Origin of the sequence: Thalassobacillus cyri (assembly GCF_900107755.1) — a bacterium.
Classification (GTDB): Bacteria; Bacillota; Bacilli; order Bacillales; family Halobacillaceae; genus Thalassobacillus; species Thalassobacillus cyri.
The window spans coordinates 16279-36250 of sequence record NZ_FNQR01000019.1 but is presented as its reverse complement, the minus strand read 5'-3'; the positions used below and the strand labels follow the sequence as shown (position 1 = coordinate 36250).

At 40.4% G+C, this 19972-nt stretch carries 19 protein-coding genes and 4 riboswitches; all 19 genes read right to left on the bottom strand.

Features of this window, described 5'->3' with window-relative positions:
- Window positions 1-1134, bottom strand: a complete 1134-nt coding sequence (locus BLV00_RS17890) for a cobalt-precorrin 5A hydrolase (protein WP_093046328.1) — start codon at window positions 1132-1134, stop codon at window positions 1-3.
- Window positions 1131-1904 (bottom strand): precorrin-4 C(11)-methyltransferase, encoded by a 774-nt coding sequence (cobM, locus tag BLV00_RS17885; protein WP_093046327.1) that lies wholly within the window; start codon window positions 1902-1904, stop codon window positions 1131-1133. Before cobM ends, BLV00_RS17890 begins: the two co-directional genes overlap by 4 nt.
- On the bottom strand, window positions 1904-2605 hold the full coding sequence (gene cobI, locus BLV00_RS17880) for a precorrin-2 C(20)-methyltransferase (protein WP_093046326.1): 702 nt from the start codon (window positions 2603-2605) through the stop codon (window positions 1904-1906). The genes cobM and cobI overlap by 1 nt, the downstream gene beginning before the upstream one ends.
- Before the next feature lies 1 nt (window position 2606).
- Window positions 2607-3815: a precorrin-6y C5,15-methyltransferase (decarboxylating) subunit CbiE gene (gene cbiE, locus BLV00_RS17875; protein WP_093046325.1), complete on the bottom strand. Its 1209-nt coding sequence runs from the start codon at window positions 3813-3815 to the stop codon at window positions 2607-2609.
- Window positions 3816-3885: 70 nt separating this feature from the next.
- A complete protein-coding gene (locus tag BLV00_RS17870) occupies window positions 3886-4986 on the bottom strand; it encodes a cobalt-precorrin-5B (C(1))-methyltransferase (protein ID WP_093046324.1) in 1101 nt (366 codons plus the stop codon).
- Window positions 4987-4989: 3 nt separating this feature from the next.
- Window positions 4990-5637 carry a precorrin-8X methylmutase gene (locus tag BLV00_RS17865; protein ID WP_093046365.1) on the bottom strand — a complete coding sequence of 216 codons (648 nt, stop codon included), beginning with the start codon at window positions 5635-5637 and terminating at the stop codon, window positions 4990-4992.
- Complete coding sequence (gene cobK, locus BLV00_RS17860; protein ID WP_093046323.1) at window positions 5637-6416, bottom strand: precorrin-6A reductase; 780 nt, start codon at window positions 6414-6416, stop codon at window positions 5637-5639. Before cobK ends, BLV00_RS17865 begins: the two co-directional genes overlap by 1 nt.
- A 2-nt stretch (window positions 6417-6418) precedes the next feature.
- Complete coding sequence (locus tag BLV00_RS17855) at window positions 6419-7285, bottom strand: sirohydrochlorin chelatase (protein WP_093046322.1); 867 nt, start codon at window positions 7283-7285, stop codon at window positions 6419-6421.
- Window positions 7286-7315: 30 nt separating this feature from the next.
- On the bottom strand, window positions 7316-8908 hold the full coding sequence (gene cobJ / locus BLV00_RS17850; protein WP_093046321.1) for a precorrin-3B C(17)-methyltransferase: 1593 nt from the start codon (window positions 8906-8908) through the stop codon (window positions 7316-7318).
- Window positions 8909-8923: 15 nt separating this feature from the next.
- Window positions 8924-9619, bottom strand: coding sequence for a HoxN/HupN/NixA family nickel/cobalt transporter (locus tag BLV00_RS17845; RefSeq protein WP_093046320.1), 696 nt, complete (start codon window positions 9617-9619; stop codon window positions 8924-8926).
- A complete protein-coding gene (locus tag BLV00_RS17840) occupies window positions 9620-10003 on the bottom strand; it encodes a (2Fe-2S) ferredoxin domain-containing protein (protein WP_093046319.1) in 384 nt (127 codons plus the stop codon). It lies immediately after the preceding gene.
- 140 nt (window positions 10004-10143) lie between these two features.
- Window positions 10144-10334: riboswitch (cobalamin riboswitch) on the bottom strand.
- A 123-nt stretch (window positions 10335-10457) separates the two neighbouring features.
- A riboswitch (cobalamin riboswitch) is annotated at window positions 10458-10646 on the bottom strand.
- Window positions 10647-10767: 121 nt separating this feature from the next.
- Entirely contained in the window at window positions 10768-11964 is a 1197-nt protein-coding gene (gene purT / locus BLV00_RS17835) for a formate-dependent phosphoribosylglycinamide formyltransferase (protein ID WP_093046318.1), read from the bottom strand.
- 130 nt (window positions 11965-12094) lie between these two features.
- Window positions 12095-12898, bottom strand: coding sequence for an energy-coupling factor transporter transmembrane component T family protein (locus BLV00_RS17830; protein WP_093046317.1), 804 nt, complete (start codon window positions 12896-12898; stop codon window positions 12095-12097).
- 12 nt (window positions 12899-12910) lie between these two features.
- On the bottom strand, window positions 12911-14380 hold the full coding sequence (locus BLV00_RS17825) for an ABC transporter ATP-binding protein (protein WP_093046316.1): 1470 nt from the start codon (window positions 14378-14380) through the stop codon (window positions 12911-12913).
- Between the two features lie 13 nt (window positions 14381-14393).
- Window positions 14394-14972, bottom strand: coding sequence for an ECF transporter S component (locus tag BLV00_RS17820; protein WP_093046315.1), 579 nt, complete (start codon window positions 14970-14972; stop codon window positions 14394-14396).
- A gap of 68 nt (window positions 14973-15040) precedes the next feature.
- Complete coding sequence (gene tenA, locus BLV00_RS17815) at window positions 15041-15727, bottom strand: thiaminase II (protein WP_093046314.1); 687 nt, start codon at window positions 15725-15727, stop codon at window positions 15041-15043.
- Window positions 15727-17016 carry an acetylornithine deacetylase gene (locus BLV00_RS17810; RefSeq protein WP_093046313.1) on the bottom strand — a complete coding sequence of 430 codons (1290 nt, stop codon included), beginning with the start codon at window positions 17014-17016 and terminating at the stop codon, window positions 15727-15729. Before BLV00_RS17810 ends, tenA begins: the two co-directional genes overlap by 1 nt.
- A 179-nt stretch (window positions 17017-17195) precedes the next feature.
- A riboswitch (TPP riboswitch) is annotated at window positions 17196-17300 on the bottom strand.
- A 172-nt stretch (window positions 17301-17472) separates the two neighbouring features.
- Window positions 17473-17584: riboswitch (TPP riboswitch) on the bottom strand.
- A gap of 340 nt (window positions 17585-17924) precedes the next feature.
- Window positions 17925-19043: an NAD(P)/FAD-dependent oxidoreductase gene (locus tag BLV00_RS17805; protein ID WP_093046312.1), complete on the bottom strand. Its 1119-nt coding sequence runs from the start codon at window positions 19041-19043 to the stop codon at window positions 17925-17927.
- A gap of 131 nt (window positions 19044-19174) precedes the next feature.
- A complete protein-coding gene (cbpA, locus tag BLV00_RS17800) occupies window positions 19175-19858 on the bottom strand; it encodes a cyclic di-AMP binding protein CbpA (RefSeq protein ID WP_093046311.1) in 684 nt (227 codons plus the stop codon).
- Window positions 19859-19972: the final 114 nt, after the last annotated feature.

The window sequence follows — 19972 nt, the reverse complement described above, 5'->3', positions numbered from 1 at the left end:
TCAATTATTGCCAAATGGTATTACTGCAACAGATATCGTAACGTTACCTGATTTTTTCTTTACAAGCTCTAATGAGTCAGCCTTACTATATAACAATGCGGCTGGTTCGCTTACACCATAAGCTCCTGTATATTTGAATACGGTTTGGGACGGTTGGTTAATCTCAACTGTATTTAACTTTTCAGGCGAATAGTAGTGGAATTCCCATCCGTATTTGTTGGCTATATCCAATAACCCTTTTTCATCTTTTTTTAATTCAATTGTGCAAATAGCCTTGACACTTTTTATAGAAAAGTGAAGCTCATCTACAGTTTCTTTAATAACTGATTCTATTTCTTCGCTAGTTGTTCCCCGATTACAGCCGATACCAAGAACAATCACTTTTGGACGATATACAACCCCATTTTCTAAAATCATCTCTTCTTCTTTAGTCAATACACGATGCGTAATAACAAGAGAGGCGTCAGGTTTCGATGTTAATGCATGATTTATATTGTCATACGTTTTGATATTTTCCGGAAGTGGCAGACTATAGTTCCACCATTCTTTTTCACCGGATTCTTGAATTACTGCAATTTGTTCTTCATTTACAACGGATGCACTGACAGGAGTTAATTTTTCTGCAGAATCCCACTCCCATCCAAACCTTTTACCAAATAAATCTACCGGAATTGTTTTTTGTACATCTGAAGCTGTGGTAATGACTGGTCTTGCATCAAGTACTGCGGCTACCTCTCTTGTCAGTTCATTTGCACCACCTAAATGACCGGATAAAACACTTATGACATTTTCTCCTTTATCATCAATCACAACTACCCCGGGATCTGTTTTTTTATCTTTTAACAGAGGTGCGATCATTCGAACGACTGCTCCTAGGGACACGATTATAATAATTCCTTTATAACTTTCAAAAAGAGAAGGAAGAAGAAGCCGAACACTTCCTTCGAACATTCGAACCTTCTTCTCTTTTTCATCACCTTTTTCAAATTTTTTCATATAATAGAGGTCTGTATCTGGAAAAGCTGCTGTGAGGTTCCGAGCAGTATCTACCCCATGTTTTGTGATAGCAACTACCGCATATGCTCCCTGTTGATTTATTTTTGGAGGCTTTCCTGCTTCTAATACAACCGTCATGCCTTTACCCCCTTGCGGAATCCATGGGTAAAGGTTTTATCGTAAAGTTTAGAACGGAAATCTTTGTCATGAATCTGTTCATCCAGTGCCCAACCAGCTAAAATCATTGCCTGTTTACGCATTCCATTTTTCCTCATATCTTCGTCTAAATTTTCAAGTGTCGTTCGAAGCATTTTTTGGTCCGGCCATGTAGCCTTATAGACAACAGCAACCGGAGTATCCAAGCTCCAGCCTGCATCCAAAAATTCATTGACAACTTTCTTCGATAATGTAGCACTTAAAAATAATGCAACTGTACAATGATGCTTTGCCAGGTCTTTTAGCTTTTCTTTTTCAGGGACTGGCGTACGGCCTTCTGCTCGTGTTAAAATAACCGTTTGTGTAAGATCTGGTATCGTAAGCTCTGCCCCAAGGACAGCTGCTGATGCAAAGACTGAACTTACGCCTGGAATAATTTCAACATTGACCCCCTCTTTTTTTAATAGCCCCATTTGTTCCATCGTTGCACCATAAACAGCAGGATCACCGGTATGAACACGAACGACTTCTTTCCCCTCTTTTACTCTATTAACCATTAAATCTACCATTTCTTGAAGGTGCATTCCTGCCGTCTTTAACACTTCTGCTTCTGGCTTTGCTCTTTGAATTAGCTCTTCACTTACTAACGAATCCGTAAATAAAACAACATCAGCTCCCTCAATTAGCTTAAGCCCCTTTACTGTGATTAAATCTGGATCTCCCGGTCCTGCCCCTATAATTGTAATCTTCATTACTTTCTCACCACCATTAACGTTAAATATTCAAGATCCACGCGATCTAGCTCTCTTATATCCCATATAATTTCCTCATCTGAAGTTACTTTAGTAACCACAGAGGCATGGTCAAGCAATTCTAACTCTTTTAGTACATCAAGCATGACATGCATGACCTTTGCTACTTTTATAAAAATAATGCAATCATTTTCCTCAATTACTTTTTTCATTGTTTCATAATCATCGCGAGCTGGAATAATAGCCACCTGGTCATCCCCTTCCGCCAGCGGAATTCCAAGCCTCGAAGCTGCACCATTAATGGAAGAAATCCCGGCAACAGTCTTTATCTTCACTTCTGGGTGACGCTCCTGCATCAATTTTTGCATATGTATAAATGTACTATATAAAAGTGGATCTCCTTCTGTAACGAAAGCAACGTCTTTGCCTTGCTGCAACTTTTCATATACTAGTTCAACCGTTTTTGACCATTCTCTCTCTAATATTTCAGGATCTTTCGTCATTGGAAACACGAGCCCAAGCATTTCTTTTTCCTTAGGATTCACATATACATCGATAATTCGATGAGCATAGCTTTTACTCCCTTTTCTTTTTTTTGGATAAGCAATGACATTCGATTCTTTCAACATACGAAATGCTTTAACTGTGACTAATTCAGGATCTCCAGGACCAACTCCCAAGCCATATAACGTACCAACCATTTTATTTTCCTTCCTTTCGTTTAGCGGTAATGATGTACACTGGATTAAGTGCGTCAAACCTTGTTAAATTTAAAATCGGCTTACTTCTGGAAATTTGTGCAAGTGTGATATCTGCTTCGAACCCTTTTTCCTTGAATACTTCGACAGCATGGGTAAGATTTTCAATGGTTGCAGCATTTAAAACGATACGCCCATTCGGATTAAGACGTGAACAGCACTGAGATAAAATATCTTCCATTCCACCAGCTGTTCCACCAATAAAAACTGCATCCGGATCTTGGAAGTCTTGTAGACCATCAGGCGCTTTCCTGTGTACAAGGGTAAGATCTACGCGAAACTTCGCCATATTTTTACGACAATTTTCGAGATCCTGTTCATTTTTCTCAATAGCATAAACGGCACCTTCCCGAGCAATATTAGCCGCTTCAATTGCTACAGCCCCTGTACATGTCCCGATATCCCAGACCACACTTTCTTTCTGTAAACGCAAATTACTTAAACTTAACGTGCGAATTTCTTTTTTCGTAATCAATCCTTTTTCAGGTTTTCTTTGGAAGAACTCGCTATCATTAATCCCAAATGTTTGTTTATTAACTTTTTGTATTTGTTTCAATATAACTACATTTAGCGAAGAAAACTCTTTGTTTATCATGTCTTCAAGCTCAAACCAGCCGTACCGTTCATTTTCGCCTCCAAGGTTTTCAGCGACAAATGCTTTATATTCATTCATTCCAAAAGATAATAAATATTCTGCAATTTTTGCAGGATTATTTTCAGCATCCGTTAGTAAAGCAACTTTGGCTTTACCATTAATTCGTTGAGCCAGTCCTTTTATGCTTCTTCCATGAACACTGGTAACATAAGCATCTTGCCAGCGGTCTTTCATCCTTGCAAATGCAAGCTGGATGGAACTTAAAAATGGGTAGATTTCTAGTTCTATTTTCTTAGATAAATAACTTCCGATTCCATAAAATAACGGGTCGCCAGATGCAAGCACTACCACTTGTCTTTTCTCTTGTTGTAGTCGATCAACTAGAGAGCGAAGACCTCCCTTAATAGGAACCTTTTCACCTTGGTAATCAGGAAAAAAGGAAAGCTGTCTTTCTCCACCCACTAATACATCAGACTCATCAATCCACTTTTGATAAATTGGTAATATACTTGCTTTCCCTTCATCTCCAACACCAATCATTTTTATTTTTTGATTCATACCTAAACTCCTTATGTGATTGTATACTTGATTATCAAGACGAGGGGTCAGGGTGAAGGGCACATATTGTTTAGCTTTTCATTGCCTTTCCTAAAAATTCGCCTTTTAAGGTATAAAGGCTTGTCTCAACTTCCACCCCGCCACCGGCTTCCTTTAAACTAGACGAACAACAATACTCGCAAAGTTTTTCAAAAAATTGGGGATAGCCATGTTCCGCCATCATATTCCCCACTTGTGAAGCTGTATTTGCTTGACGTACTTCATTCAGAAGCTCACCTTTGGCTCCCACTTCTTCTGCAACCTTAGCAATGAAATCAAAATCAACAGGGGCGCTTTTTGAATGGACCATCATTACCCCTTGCGCAACTTTTGAAAACTTCCCCATCATACCTACCATCGAAATTTTCTTTATGCCTTGACGTTTGCATTGTTTTAATGTAAATCCGACGAAATCTCCCATTTCAATAAATGCTTCCTCAGGCAGGGAGGGGTATTGCTTAATCCCATATTGTTCACTCCGTCCTCCAGTGGTAATCACGAGATGATCACAATTGCTGGCTTTAGCCACATTTATGGCTTGGACAATGCTTGCTTTATAAGCAGCAGTAGAAAACGGCATTACAATTCCACGGGTACCAAGTATAGAAATACCGCCGATTATACCAAGTCGCCCATTTAACGTCTTTTCTGCAATTTTTTCTCCGTCCGGAACTGAAATAACAACTTTCACACCGGTAGTTATTTTATACTCTTCTAAAATTTCTTCGACTACCCCACGAATCATTCTTTGAGGAACTGGGTTTATGGCTGCATCTCCAACAGGTAAAGGAAGTCCCTCTTTTGTTATACGTCCAACACCAATACCGCCGTCTAGTGTAATCCCAGGCTTTTCACACCATGAAACCGTTGATTCAATCAATGCACCATGGGTAGCATCTGGGTCATCGCCTGCATCTTTAACTGTTCCTGCTTTCACTGTATCAGTTGTCATTTCTATATTATCCATTTGAAATGTTGCAAATTTACCGACGGGAAGATAAATCGTCACTTCTTCTTGTTTTTCGCCTGTAATTAAAGTCGTTAAAGCAGCCTTTGTTGCAGCTGTTGCGTTGGAACCTGTAGTATATCCTTGGCGTAAATTCTTTTTATCTTTTTTTTCTTTCCCTTTCATCTTTTACACCTTTTCAGCAAGTATAGAAATTGCATTTAATGCAGCTACAGTTACAGTACTACCACCTTTACGACCGACGTTCGTAATAAATGGAACATCTAATTTAGCAAGCTCTTCCTTCGATTCAGCAGCCGAAACAAATCCAACAGGCATGCCAATTATAAGACCAGGCTTGGCTTCTCCCTTTTTGATAAGGCCAATTAATTCAAGAAGTGCGGTAGGAGCATTTCCTATTGCAAAAATGCCACCATCTGCTTCTTTTATGGCCTTTCTCATAGAAACTATGGCCCTGGTCGTATTTAATCGCTTTGCTTCTTCCATAACATCCTGGTCAGATATATAGACATTAACATCACAACCGAATTTTTCCATTCTAGGTTTGTTGATTCCCACTTGTACCATCTGGACATCAGCGACAACCTTCTTTCCACTCCTAACTGCGTGAATACCAGATTGAATCGCATCACGATGGAATAAGAGACTTCTTCCTAGTTCAAAATCTGCCGAAGCATGAATCACTCTCTGAACAATTGGATACTGTTCCACAGTAAAAGAATGATCCCCTATTTCTTCATCAATCATTTCGAAGCTTCTACCCTCAATTTTTTGTGGTTGTACTGTATAAGGTTTGAAGTCTGTACCAAAGTCCATCATTTTTCTTCCCCCTCATTCGATAGGTCTTTTAAATGCTTTACAATATCTGAAAACTGATGATAAACCGTCCTATAATTTATTTGGGGACGTTTGATCATGATTGTATCAATCCCAAGCTCTTTAGCTGCTTCTAACTTTTCATCAACTGAACCAGCTTTTCCACTTTCTTTCGTAACCATCACTGTAACCCCATATTGTTTATATAACGCTTTGTTAAACTCTTTAGTAAATGGCCCTTGTATGGCTACGATATTTTTTTGTGGAAACCCAAGCTGTTCACATTTTTTCATGTTGTCCTTTCGCGGAAGCATTCGAGCTACCAATCTTACCTCCGGCAAATCAAGTAACTTTTCCGAAAACACTTGTAATGTTTTGCTTCCGGTAGTAAGCATGATGACACCTTTCTTACTGGCTGCTACCTGTGCTGCTTCTTCATAACTGTTAACCATCACGATATGATCTTCATTAAATTGTTGAGAAACCCTTTCGTATCGTATATAAGGAACATTTGCTAGCTCTGCTCCCTGCATTGCATTTTTACTCGCTTCTTCTGCAAAAGGATGACTTGCATCCACAACCGATTGAATATCATATCCCTTAATAAAACTATAAATATCTTTATCAGTTAATCTCCCCATATGAACATCCAATCCTGCATTTTTCATTTCGTACGCTGCATTTTCAGTTACAACAGTTGTTAAAATGGGAAACTTTTCTTTTTTTAATTCAAGCGCTAAAGCTCTAGCATCACTTGTACCAGCTAAGAAAAGTATCATGATTATTTATAAACCTCGTCATGTTGGTGAGCGTGCTCATGGTCGTGATGGTGATGATGATCAATAAACTCCATGGCATCAATTCGATATTTACATGTATCACAATTCATCTTCACTTCTCCTTCAAGTGCCTCTTCCATACGATCTATTAGTATTGTTTCCAGCCTTTTATGAAAGCCGAAGTAGTTCGCCAGTGAGAAATTATGGTCAGGATATTGCTCCTTAAACATTGCCAGCATATTTTCTAAACGTTTGATCAGAATACCCGTAAACAAAAAGTAAGGTAAAATGATTATCTTCTTAGCCCCAAGCTTTATACAGCGGTCAATCCCTTCTTGTATAAGTGGATCAGTCACTCCCATAAATGATGGTTCAATAATTTTATAGTTTAGTTTTTCCCATAACAGACGTGTAATTTTATATAAATCACTATTTGCATCCTGATCGCTGCCACCCCTTCCAAGTAAAACAACAGCCGTGTCATTATTAGGTGATGAAGGGTCCTCTCCGATCTCTTCAAGACGGTCTTTGCAAATTTCAAATATTTGTTCGTGGATTCCAATCGGTCTTCCATAGGTAACAGTAAGTTGTGAATATTTTTTCTTAGCTTCGTCAATGGCATGAGGAATATGAATTTTAGAATGCCCTGCTTGCAGGAGCATAATTGGGATAACAAAAATATGGGTTGCCCCTTTTTGAACACAATTATCAATTCCTTCATCTATATTGGGAGACTCAAATTCTAAAAAGCATGTTTCCACTAATAGGTTGGGATCTAATTGATTGCTAAGGTTATCGATAAAATTTCTTACTTGTTCGTTGCCTTCAGGGTCACGACTCCCGTGACCAACCATTAATACTGCTTTCATCTGACGTTCCTCCTTAGATAACTTTAATGCTTATTCGCCACAGGGAGCAGGCTCTACCTCAATTTTTGGTGTAACATTTTTATACTTAAATCCCTGTACGTCCCCGACTCGTTTGAAGAATTTATAAAACTTTTCATTCGGGTGGCCTTTTTCTTTAAATTCTTGAATAATTTTTTCTAATAGATCGACAATCTTATCTGGTTCAATTCCTTCTGCTACTGGCTGGCCAGGATGTGCAGTTCTTCCAACTGTTTTAGCACCTAAAAACAAGTCAAATTTTCCTTTTCGATAGACAATGCCAATGTCATCTTTTACGGCACCGTAACAAGCCATTCCGCACCCATTCACCCCTAGCTTCAATTCTTTTGGCAGGTCTAAACCTCCAAGTTTTGCTTGTAATTCTTCCGCATATGGAATAGCATCTTTTTTCTCTCCGTCACAGAAGTCACAGGCTTTTACTTGTAGTACATCACCAACGGGTGAAATCAATAAATCTACTTCTTGTAACCTACTAGTGATTTCCTGAGGGTTTGAAGTAGGGATCTCTAATAGAATCTGATGGTGTGGGGTGTACTCCATAGTTCCTTCTCCAGCCACTTCAGCTAATGTCCTTAACTGCTCGGGCGTAAATTTTTTATTGGCAACACCTGGACTAACCGCCAGTTCAAAAATTGATTCTATATTACTATCCACTGGTTGTGATGGCGTCGATGCAGAACCGACACCTTTATGTTCATCTATTTTTTGTACAGCTTCATTAGCAAAATCAAGCGAAGAATTTTCTTCTTTTTTGCCATTATGCAATGCCCAAGGCTCATTTTCTTTTCTTAATCTTTCATGAGGCTTTAAACTTTGTTCTGCTGTATTTAACGTGTATTTCCGCTGATAACCTCTAGGCGTGATCAGTTTGTTATCATATAAAAATGTGGTTGAATTCCCAATAATTACAGTCGTTAACATACCGATATCATAATCCAGCATTTCTTTTAAATTCGTGATAACTACATTCTGTCTATCACGATAAGCACTTTTCACAAGACCTACCGGTGTATCCGGAGAACGGTATTTTAATATGATTTTTTGCGTCTCCACAATCTGCCTTGTTCTTTTCCCGCTTTTAGGGTTATAGAGAGAAATTACAAAGTCCGCCTGGGCAGCTGCTTCAATCCGCTTTTCAATTATTTTCCATGGTGTTAAATGATCACTTAGGCTTATGGTGCAGGCATCATGCATAACAGGAGCTCCTAGTAGAGATGCACAAGAATTAATAGCAGATATACCAGGTATTATCTCTACCTCAATTCCTGATTCTTCTTTCCAGCCCTTTTCTACAAGTACTTCATAAACCAATCCAGCCATACCATATACTCCTGCATCGCCACTTGAAATCACAGCAACCTTTTTCCCTTCCTCTGCCAAGTTTACAGCTGCATGTGCACGACTAACTTCCTCTGACATTCCCGTACTCACAATATCCTGGGAGGTTAGTAAGTCACGAATTAACTGAACATAGGTCTTATAACCGATAACACAGTCACTTTCTTCTATAGCATCCTTTGCCCTTTTTGTGATATGTTCAAAGCTTCCCGGCCCAAAGCCAATCACCAATAACTTACCATTCATTTTTTATCAGCCTCCTTATAATAGTTCTATTAACATAAGCAGTCCTAAACCTACACTGTATAGACCTGTAATCGACCCGAAAATTAAATAAAGGTTTTGTTTGACTTTTGCTTTCATAAAGCCCCACGATAGTAGAAATGTAATTAGAATCGTTGAAACAAGTAAACCTATAACAAATAAAATCAGTTGAATAGCAGCTACTGTTATATTATCCAAGCCCACCGCGTTAGAAATCACAGCAATTTGTGTCGGAGTTTCGACTCCAATTCCATGAATAATACCAACAATAAAAGCACCGATAATCGCTAAACCCACTGGGGAAAGTTTTACATTTTTATCGCCGGTTTTATTCACAGTCTTTAAAATCATTTCACTTAATATAGTAATGCGGCTCTTAAATTCGTAATCTTTTTTTCTTTTAAAAATGGATAATAAAATAACCCCTCCTAAAATTATTAGAGTGAGGCTTACACAAACCTCAAGAACACTTAGTGTACTTTCAGGTAATTTGGAGCCTAGAAAAATTGTGATTAGACCAATGATTAGCACAATTATTCCATGTCCACATGCATACATGACACCAAGGGAAACCTGTCTCTTTTTTTTTGACTCAGTTCCAACCATATCTGCAATAGCTGCAATATGATCCCCGTCCATTCCATGTCTCATTCCTATTAAAACTGCTAATAATGCAAATGTTATTATTTCCATTTATTTAACCTTCTTCTCTGATTTCCGAATACCCTCATTCAGTTCCGCATATTTAGAGGGAATCATTTGTTCATCGCTAAACATGTAGATCAAAGATTCCTTTATTGGAGTGCCTTCCAATAAATAATTTTTAATTATGTCACGTCCAGCATCTGGTGAAGTGACTCCATACCAAACCCCTTCTGGGTAAGCAATGACGACACAAGCATCTTTACACCTTCCATTACAGCGTGTACGTGAAGTATGTATTTGATTATCTAATTCTAGCTTTTGTATTTCTTCTCTAATTGCATGCGTAACTTCTTCCCCCCCTTTTCGCATACAGCTTGACCCATTACAGATAAGGACATGATGCTTAGTTCCACTTAAATTCCATGTGGTCATAAAAATGCTCCTTTCAAATTGGATTTTCTTCTTAAAATTTTTTATTTAAATAAAAATGCACCTCTACAAAGGAGAGGTGCATAAAAAAACAAATGTCTACAAATACATTCTTTACACTTCTACCTATAATCCCGTAGGTATACTTAGAAACAAAACAGGCAGGTCTCCTGGCTTAGGTTCTACACTTCATTGCGTCTTCCCGGAATTATTTCCAGTGACAATTTGCAATGACAGCTCCCCATTACAGTGGCGGGTACCGCGACGGAATTTTACCGTTCTTCCCTTTTAAACGTGCCCTTTAAAGGCACGTACCTATTTTGTTATATTTAGTTTTTATTCAGACAAATAAAAAATCCTTAACTCGTAAAGTTAAGGATTTTGAATACACGTATCCAGTTTTTTTTAGTATAAAAGAACCGTTGTACGATGCATCCTATCCTTCCCTCCGAAGAATGATGAATGATATTTAAAAGCAGGTCTCCTGGCTTACGCTTCTTCTTACTCTTGTATCCTTCCCAACACTAGGTCAGTGGATAAACAAGTTCAATCGCGTTTACAGTAGCGGGGGCTGCATCAGATTCTCACTGATTTCCCTATTATCTCAATACCATGGGTATTAAGCACTTTTAAACTTACCGTAAATCTATTAAGTTTTTCTAACTACATTAAACACTACTTATTATCTTTTTGCAAGGTAGATTTTATAATAGTTTAAATATTGCTATATCTCTTCTTCATTGTTTCTCGTTCTCGTTAGGACATTATCAATGCTTTGTTTTCATATGAATGCTCACTACATCAAGCTTGGAAGCTGCCTCCTCCGCTTGTTTGCACGCAGCCGTTACACTTTTTCCTTTGTTCAATATCACAGCCATGCGTCGGCCTATTTTTGTAGAAGGCTTTCCAAAGACACGCACTTGCGTGTCAGGTACTGCTAACGCTTCATTAATTCCGGAAATTTGGTAGTCGTTGCTTTCCTCTGCTGCTTTAATTGCATGACTGGCTCCTGGGGAAATTAGAGCAACCTCCTCTATTGGAAATCCTAAAATCGCCCGAACATGAAGCGCGAATTCCGATAGCTCCTGGGTAATTAAGGTGACCATCCCGGTATCATGCGGTCGTGGGGACACTTCACTAAAATACACGCCATTTTCAGTAATAAACAGCTCTACACCAAAGACTCCGAAGCCGCCAATTTCATCGGTGACTTTTTTGGCTAGGGCTTCGGCTTCCTTAATTTGTTCCTCGTTCATGGCATGCGGCTGCCAGGATTGAATATAATCCCCATCTTGCTGCAGGTGGCCGATTGGCGGACAGAAAAACGTTCCGTTAGCAGAGCGAACCGTTAACAGCGTGATTTCCGAATCAAAATGAATGAATTCCTCTACAATTACACGGGTACTTTTACCCCGTCCACTATTCAATGCTTCCTGCCAGGATTTCTCGATATCGGATTGTGTCCGGCACAGGCTTTGCCCCTTTCCGGAAGAACTCATAATCGGTTTAATTACACACGGGGTACCAATGGTATCAACCGCTTCTTTTAATTCTTCTAAAGAGTTGGCAAATTCGTATTTCGCTGTTGGTAGTCCCAGTTTTTCACTTGCCAGTCTCCGAATACCTTCGCGGTCCATTGTCAATTGGGTGGCATAGGCAGTTGGAATGATGTTGTAGCCCTCCTGCTCCAACTCTAGAAGTGTTGCTGTAGCAATCGCTTCTATCTCCGGAACAATATAATCAGGCTTTTCCTGTTCGATCACACTGCGCAGCGCATCGCCGTCAAGCATATCCACTATATGAAAACGGTGAGCTACCTGCATGGCAGGCGCACCTTTATACCGATCGACTGCAATGGTCTCTATTCCTAATCGCTGTGCCTCGATCACTACTTCTTTTCCCAACTCTCCTGACCCTAACAGCATCATTTTTTTCGCATAATTTTGATTCGGTGCTTCATACATGTTGCAACCCCCTGAACATTTTGGTTTAAAGCTATTCTATCGTTCTCCCAGGATAAATATCAAGCTTTTTCGGGTTAAAAAGCGAACATTTAAATAATAAACATAAAAATCGTTCATGTTTCTATCCCATCTAGCTACCATAACGAACATCTGTGATGGAAAAGTAGGGAAAGTGGGTAGCGGTAACATAAGATAATGGAATGATTACAAGTAGGTAGCACAGAAAGATGACATCAAATTTAGAAAAACCTAATTGGTAGAAATACGTTCGGTTTCCACGGTTAGAAAAACGCTTGGCTTCCATGGCCACCGCAATCCGATAGGCTCTTCTGATACTTTGAGATAGCAGGGGAATCGAATAGGATTTAATTTTTTTATAAAACCCTTTTACCCCTCTTTCCCCTTGAACACCACGTACTTGCAATGCATAATGCAATGTTTGCATCTCTTCGATCATCAACGGAATCAACCGTATGGCAGCCATAAAGCTATAGGCATATTTCGGTTTCATCTTGAATTGTTGCATTAAGGAATAAAACAGATAAACAGGACGAGTGGTCAGTGCAAAGACAATTCCTAATACGGCAAAGCTAATCCCACGAAACCCTAAATGTAATCCCCGGAAGAAACTCTCTTCGGTAATATGGACCAACCCCCACTTGGCCCATGTGATCTCCCCTTTCCCGAAGAATATCATTGATGTGGAAGATGTAAGAAAAATTAACAGAAACGGAATGGAAATCACCAATAGACGCTTCCATGGATGACCGGTAAAGAACAAGTAAAGAACGATCATCCCTATCATATAGTTGATAAGAATATTAGTATTATGAATCATCAACAGATGAATGAATAAGAGAATCATAATAAGTAATTTCAAGCTCGGATTAATTTTGTGGAGCCATGTTTCCTTGTAAGAAAAGTCCATTGGCATCGCTTCTCTCCCTTATGAAATAACTGCTGGCTGGAATGTTTCTACAAAGATCGGAGCAGGAAATTCCTTGACGAGTTCCCCATATTCCACCCTCCACACTTTCGTTGCAAAGTTTTTCACTATATTAATGTCATGGGTCACCATAATAATGGTCGTCCCTTGAGCCCTTAACTGTTCCAGTTGCTCTAAAATTGCAAATGTATTTTTTGCATCCTGGCCGAAGGTGGGTTCATCCAAAAGGATAATTGGCTGTTCTTTTACAATCGAAGCAGCGACACTCAACCTCCGTTTTTGCCCCATGGATAACTGGTAAGGGTGTGTGTGTTGATGCTCTTCCAAATGGTGCATCTTCAGCATCTGATTGACGCGCCGGGTAATTTTATCCTGCTCCCATTTCGCTAAATGAAGGCTGAATGCGATTTCCTCATAGACAGAATTTGTAACGAATTGAAATTCAGGGTTTTGAAAGACAAAGCTGACATACTCTGCTAAATGTTTGATCCGCTTGTAATCTTGTTCAAGAACCTTGTAAGTGCCCGTGGTCTTTAACAGATTCATCATGGCGAGCAGCAGGGTACTTTTTCCTGCCCCGTTTTCGCCAAGTATCGTTATCCATTCCCCGGGATAAGCACGTGCCTCCTTTACTTGGAGGGCTTTAACCTTCCCTCTAAAAGCCGAAAAATCCGACAGATGAACAGCCAGTTTTGCATCCTCTGTATTGACTGATGGTGGAATATGCCTGCTTTTGTCCTGCATGTAGTCCTCCCAAACACCTGGGTACCAAATCCCCTGTTCGATAAGTACATGTTTATGTTGATCAAACACCTGCTGTTTAGGACCGTCAGCAATAATCGCCCCATTTTCATCGAGAAGAATGACACGATCGATAAAATCGACCACCTGTTCAATTTTATGTTCGACGATCACTACGGTCTTATCTTCTCCCACGTTCTTGATCGTGTCCCAAACAAGCCTGGTACCCTCCGGATCCAGCATAGCTGTCGGCTCATCTAAACATAACACCTCGGGTTCTAAGGCAAGCACCGAGGCAATGGCCAGGCGCTGTTTCATCCCCCCGGATAACGTCTGGATTTTCGTATGGGTATCATCGAATTTCAGTCCAACCTGCTGGAGATAATGATCAATATAGTGATCCATTATTTCACGGGGAATCTGAAGGTTTTCTAATACAAACGCAATTTCCTCATCTACATAGGGCATACAAAATTGGGCATCCGGATCTTGAAATAAAAACCCCCAGGACTCTGGAATGGTTAGAGCATCTGCTTTCATTGGCACTTCCACCGCATGAGGTATCAGTCCTGTTAATACTTGTAAAAGGGTCGATTTACCAGAGCCGGATGGTCCCAGTATCAACACCTTCTCTCCCCTGTCAATAGAAAGAGAGAAGTCTTCGAATAACAAGGAGTCCACTCCGGGAAACTTCAACCGCATGTTTGTCATACTGGCGATCGTTGTCATACTATCCCCCCTGCTAGCCTAAAGCCTGATAATCTTCTTTCGTAGCTGGACGTACAAGGTTGGTAACACCTGTCTTTTCTAAGGCTTGGACAAGAAGATGAGCGAAAATACCGGAAATAAGAATCGCTCCCGCTATTCTGGTTCCAAACAAAATAAGTAAGTTCCAGAGTGCCAAATCCCCGATGTAACCGTAATAAAAGTCAATGCCAATGGAAGCAAACGCAGCTGCGACACCTGCTAAAGATGCAATCAACATATCATAGCGCTTATAACGGAACGCCGCGAAAATCAATTCAGCAGCAAGTCCCTGGCCAATTCCGAATATAAGGGTGGCCACTCCCCATTCTCCGCCAAAAATAAATTCACCCTGGGCAGCAGCGACCTCTGCTAACAAAGCTACTCCAGGTTTTCGTATGATCAAATAAGCCACTACCGCCGCTATGAACCACATGCCATAAATCAACTGCTCCAGGTGAAGACCTAATGTAGCAACCACTCCATATAGCGGGCCCCACAATTTATATATCACCCCAAAAATCAGTGCGATGATGATGGTTACTAAAATATCTGTCAACTTTAATCCTTTTTCCATGTTTCCTCCATCTCCTTTGCTAGTGAATGTAAATTAATTTTTAAATAGGTTCATTGCTTCCAATTGTTTCAGCTGTTCATTATATCCGTATTTTCCAGCCACATTTTCTTGTGGTAAGCCATGTCCCAAAATAAATATTCCAGCTTGCTCGTATGAAGGAAGATTTCTTCTAAATGAGCTTTTTCTCGTTCCGGCTTGTCATCCGCAAGTTCATTCATCAGTTTTTTCATAGCTTCCGCAAGCTCCGTAAATTCGTCCGAAGCGTACATTTTTATCCAATCCCCATAGAATTCATGGTCACTGGCCCCCTCATTTTCATTCAACGCCTTCCCGATAACATTGTAGCTCCACGTACAGGCAAGCACACATGCTGCCACCTCAGCCTCCGATCCTTGATGGGCCTTGTTCAGCATGTAGCTTGTATAAGCGAGAAGTGTAGACGACGGTTTGGTATTTTCTAATTCGTCCTTGCTGATTCCAAGTCTTCCTGCATATTTTCGATGCAGGTCCATTTCTTCGTTCAGTGTCGAATGCAGTAAATCAGCAAACATGGCCATGGTATCTAAACGAGTTGCCTTCACACTTCCTAAGGCAAATACCCGGCAATAATCGATTAAATATAAGTAATCCTGCTCCATAAAAAACTTGAATTTTTCAAGATCTAAACTTCCATCCCCAATGCCCTTTACAAAAGGATGTTCGAGGTAACTATCCCATATCGGTTTAGCATGATTATAAAGACGATCGGTAAACATCACATATCACCCTTTCTCTCAGAATGTTGAAACCAGTCATATAAAAAAGTGACCATGGTTTTGGTGAACCGTCGCAGCTGGATTCGATCAAGCGACTCATTAACAGAATGTGCCTGATCGAGTGTGCCTGGGCCATACAGGACAGTAGGGATGCCAGCCTCCGCTAACCATCCCCCATCTGTAACAGTAGGAGACATAGAATAATCAACCGGAGTTTGGAAAATACGTTGATGTGCACTTGCCAACATCTCAATCCCGGCATGACTGGTGTCCACTGAGAATGCAGGGAAAATTTCTCCTTGTTCTTCTATCATCGACGTGCCACCCCATGAAAATTGAGGTGGGTGATCTCTTAACCAGGGATCTGCCTTCGCTGCATGATTGATGTGCGCTTCTATCTCTCTGATCACATCTTCATAATGTTCTTCCGGATAGTAATGTACGGTGATCCATAAAGAACAGCGATCGGCAATGAAAGCAGCATGACGGCCGCCTTCAATGACAGCCGGGTTAATTGTATTGGCACCCACAGGAAAACCAGGGCTCGATTTCGTAACTGCCCAATGCCTCTCCAATTCTTGTAACGCAGTAATTATTTTTATCATTTTCTCTATTGCACTCGCCCCTTGGACACCACCGCCAGCATGGATCATCGACCGCCTTTGTGCATCATGCAGTGTTTCTCCGCTTTCGATTGTTATCCAGCCCGTGATCACACCACCCTGACCCTGGATTTGACAGTCACTCGTATCGACTACTAACGCTAAATCAGCATGATATCCTCTTTCACAACAAGACTTAGTACCTGCTTCTCCAACCTCCTCCCCAACAACGGATTGAACATATAAATTTCCTTTAGGTTCTACACCAGCTTCGTGCAACACCTGCAATGCAAAGAGAACCCCAGCCATGCCTCCTTTCATATCTGCTACCCCGCGCCCGAGTACTTTTTCCTTCGTTACCGTACATACGAATGGATCATAATCCCATTGCTCATTTTCCTCGATGGCTGCAACATCGAGATGGCCGTTAATGATCAGACTCTTCGCCTGACCTTCGTATTGACCCTGTTTGGTACCCACTACCAAAGGATCCCCTGGATACAGATTCCAGGAATCGATTGAAAAGCCCAGACCTTTCAGTTTATCAGTCATGTACTCTTGAGCTTTCTTCGCATTTCTGGCAGGCGGGCTCAATGTTGGATAGGATACCAAACCGGCCAAGAGGTTCAGAAGTTCATCTTCCCTTTCTTCCACTTCATTCCATAAATGAACTAACTTGTTATCCATAAACCTGCTCCTTTCCATTAGAAAAACTCGGCTTATCGCCAAGTCCTTATGGCGAAAGCCTTAGTTTTTCTTATACTTTAATCCTTTAACAAAGTGATCCTTTCTTAAAGTGAAATAAAATAGCCCGCCCCTTCACGCGAAGGAGCGAGCTATTTTGTTCGAATATAGATTATAGAAAGATTTCACTCGCTTCACTTCCCTCCGCTAGTATGATCTAGATCAGGTTATAAGGGTCAAAGCTCCAAGCTTCTCTCAGCCAATTCATGACTCCCCTAGTGAAGTATTCTTATTCAGTTGTTATCTGTTAATTAAACATATTGAACGGTTAATAGAAACTGCCACTTAAAGAATCAATCTCATAGCAGCACTCTCTTAACATAAAAATGCCACTTCCCAGAAAAAAGAAAAGTGGCATGTCCGATAATACTACTAAATGAAATATAGATGTTATATTTCATGTATACACTTTCACTTTCCTCCGCTGGATTTTTAGCCAGGTCAGGTTCAAAGAGTTCCAAAGTTATACTTTGATCTCAGCCTTCAAAGAAAGGCTCCCCTAGTGAATTCATCTATTAAATTTTGTAATGATTTAATTAATACCATACATTATTTTTATTTATTCGTCTATACTGTTGTCGGACTTTTTCAATTTATTAATGGTTTTTTTGTAGGGAAAAGTAGGTTAGAGATCCCTATAATTAGAAATTTTCACTTTTAAATGAGTCAAGCTTTTTATTAAAGAGTTTCATTATAATAGCCTGCTCTTCTTTTTTAGTATGAAATTTTTTCAATCCGAGAGACCTCCATTCCATTAACTCCATCAAATGCATTTCGACTAATTTCTGCGCTAATGCGGTATTTGTTTTAGTGAGGTCACAAAATCTTTCCTCGAATGAGTTACTGTGCTTTTACTTATCTAATGCATTAGAAACATCATAATCATTCATATTCAACTCTGTAGGTTTGCCAAGTACTAAATCAGCAAGCTCCGCACCTAAGTACGGTCCGCTCGTCAAACCCGAAGCCCCAAGACCATTAGCTACGAACAATCCTTCAATCCCAGGGACCCGTCCTATGACAGGAAGACTTCCAGGCGTAAAGGGACGAAACCCTACTTTAGTTCCTAAGTAGGTTGCTGAAGCAAACCCAGGTGCAACACGTAAAGCTTTATCGATAACTTTATGGACTCCCCCCGTCGTAACCCTTGGATCTTTTCCTACGTTATCTTCTTGGGTTGCACCTACAACAATTCTACCGTTTCCGAAAGTGAGGAAATATTGTCCAAATGGAGGCATGACTACTGGCCAATTGCTGGTATCAGTCTCAGGCATTTGTAAGTGGACAATCTGTGCCTTTTGTGTATGCATGTTAAAGTCAAGTTCTAATGGCTTAAGCACTTCTTCCGTCCAGCCTCCTCCAGTAATAATAACCTCATCTGCTTCAAATTTTTTCGGCCCTACAGTTATACATTTGACATGATTATCTTCCATCTGAATCTCTGCATCACCCTTGATGTAAGTTGCCCCATTCATTTTGGCTCCTCGGATAAGCGCATCTCGTAAAGCACCTCCGTTCACTCTACCCCCGCCACTGATGTGGACTGCTCCATATTCATCTTTCAAGGGTGGGAAAAGTGATTTGGTTTCCTTTCTCGAAAGCTTGGTGACTTCGCCAAGTTCGGGTGTATCACGCCTGCGCTCTAAGGCTAGCTCAAACTTGCGATCTAGCATATCCTGTTTATTATAAATATTGATTGCTCCTACTCTTGCGTATGCAGTCTCTGTTTCACCATACTTTTCAAGTTCTTTTATGAGTATTGGGTAGTACTTGGCACCACCTGTCACTAATCGGTACCATTCATTATTTTTACGGTGAGTTAGCCAAGGACATACGATTCCTGCCGCTGCAGCTGTCGCTTGTCCATGGTCTTCCCTATCGATTAGTATGACCTCAGCTTGCTGCTTCGCCAGGTGGTGTGCAGTTGATGCACCAAGTATGCCCGCTCCTATTACGATATACTTCTTCAAATTAACACCTTTTCTTATTCTGACTTCATCTAAAGGAAATTCTACAAGATAAGGTTACCTCACTCAATGATTCCTCCTCACCGTATTTTTGTCTTTCGTAAAAAAACCACCAGCGTCCCTGGTGGTTTGAATTAATCTTCCAATATAGTTCTTGTCATATGGTCATTCTTTTCAATCTGTTCTGACCGAAGAACGCGGTAACCTTTCCTTTCCAATTTAGCGAAAAGTTCACTTAACTGCGCTTTGGTGACATTGGATACGGTGATACAGAGACGTCTTACAACTTTACTACCATCATCATCGAACGTCATTAACCCCTCAATGTTAATACCTCGTTTATTCAGCATTTTGGAAAGCTGTGCGACTGCCCCATGTTTTTCGGGTGATACGATAGTGACAATATAATCCCCCGCATGAAGCCCAAACGCCTGCTCCAGTAAATCGAATACTTTGTTATGGGTGAGAATTCCGACAAACTTTCCCCTTTTATCTAGTACAGCGATGAATGGAAGAGCCTTTACCCGTAACAGCGCTTGCGGGAATGATGTTTCTTCATACACATAAGTTTTCGGGTAGGCAAGTACATTCGTAATATGCTCATTTTCATCCGGAATCTCCCCACTCCTGAAACATTCGTTCTCATGGCGTTCGATTCTTGAGCGAAATATCATCCCCCGGTACTCACCATTACTATTGACGACTGGAATGCAGCGATACCCGCTCTTATCCAATGCCTGTTTAGCTTCTTTCATTGTAGCTTCTGCATGAATAGTGATTACCCTATGTTTTGGGATAACATTGTTTTTAACTAACACCCTAATCCCTCCTCAAACCTAGCCTCCAATCCATCATATTCAGAATGATTTTTTTCATGCCTTCTACCTCTGTCCTTTCAAGTGTAAGGAAACTTCCAATATTCCATAAAACTT

Coding starts and splice junctions, on each gene's coding strand:
- BLV00_RS17865 (WP_093046365.1), bottom strand. CDS start 5,637: ATGGACTTTGGTACAGACTTCAAACCTTATACAGTACAACCACAAAAA.
- BLV00_RS17870 (WP_093046324.1), bottom strand. CDS start 4,986: ATGAAAGGGAAAGAAAAAAAAGATAAAAAGAATTTACGCCAAGGATAT.
- tenA (WP_093046314.1), bottom strand. CDS start 15,727: ATGTTTACCGATCGTCTTTATAATCATGCTAAACCGATATGGGATAGT.
- BLV00_RS17840 (WP_093046319.1), bottom strand. CDS start 10,003: ATGACCACATGGAATTTAAGTGGAACTAAGCATCATGTCCTTATCTGT.
- cbiE (WP_093046325.1), bottom strand. CDS start 3,815: ATGAATCAAAAAATAAAAATGATTGGTGTTGGAGATGAAGGGAAAGCA.
- cobK (WP_093046323.1), bottom strand. CDS start 6,416: ATGATACTTTTCTTAGCTGGTACAAGTGATGCTAGAGCTTTAGCGCTT.
- cobI (WP_093046326.1), bottom strand. CDS start 2,605: ATGGTTGGTACGTTATATGGCTTGGGAGTTGGTCCTGGAGATCCTGAA.
- BLV00_RS17825 (WP_093046316.1), bottom strand. CDS start 14,380: ATGACAACGATCGCCAGTATGACAAACATGCGGTTGAAGTTTCCCGGA.
- purT (WP_093046318.1), bottom strand. CDS start 11,964: ATGTATGAAGCACCGAATCAAAATTATGCGAAAAAAATGATGCTGTTA.
- BLV00_RS17820 (WP_093046315.1), bottom strand. CDS start 14,972: ATGGAAAAAGGATTAAAGTTGACAGATATTTTAGTAACCATCATCATC.
- BLV00_RS17855 (WP_093046322.1), bottom strand. CDS start 7,285: ATGAAAGCAGTATTAATGGTTGGTCACGGGAGTCGTGACCCTGAAGGC.
- BLV00_RS17845 (WP_093046320.1), bottom strand. CDS start 9,619: ATGGAAATAATAACATTTGCATTATTAGCAGTTTTAATAGGAATGAGA.
- cobM (WP_093046327.1), bottom strand. CDS start 1,904: ATGAAGATTACAATTATAGGGGCAGGACCGGGAGATCCAGATTTAATC.
- cobJ (WP_093046321.1), bottom strand. CDS start 8,908: ATGAATGGTAAGTTATTGGTGATTGGCTTTGGGCCGGGAAGCTTTGAA.
- BLV00_RS17830 (WP_093046317.1), bottom strand. CDS start 12,898: ATGCCAATGGACTTTTCTTACAAGGAAACATGGCTCCACAAAATTAAT.
- BLV00_RS17890 (WP_093046328.1), bottom strand. CDS start 1,134: ATGACGGTTGTATTAGAAGCAGGAAAGCCTCCAAAAATAAATCAACAG.
- BLV00_RS17810 (WP_093046313.1), bottom strand. CDS start 17,016: ATGGATAACAAGTTAGTTCATTTATGGAATGAAGTGGAAGAAAGGGAA.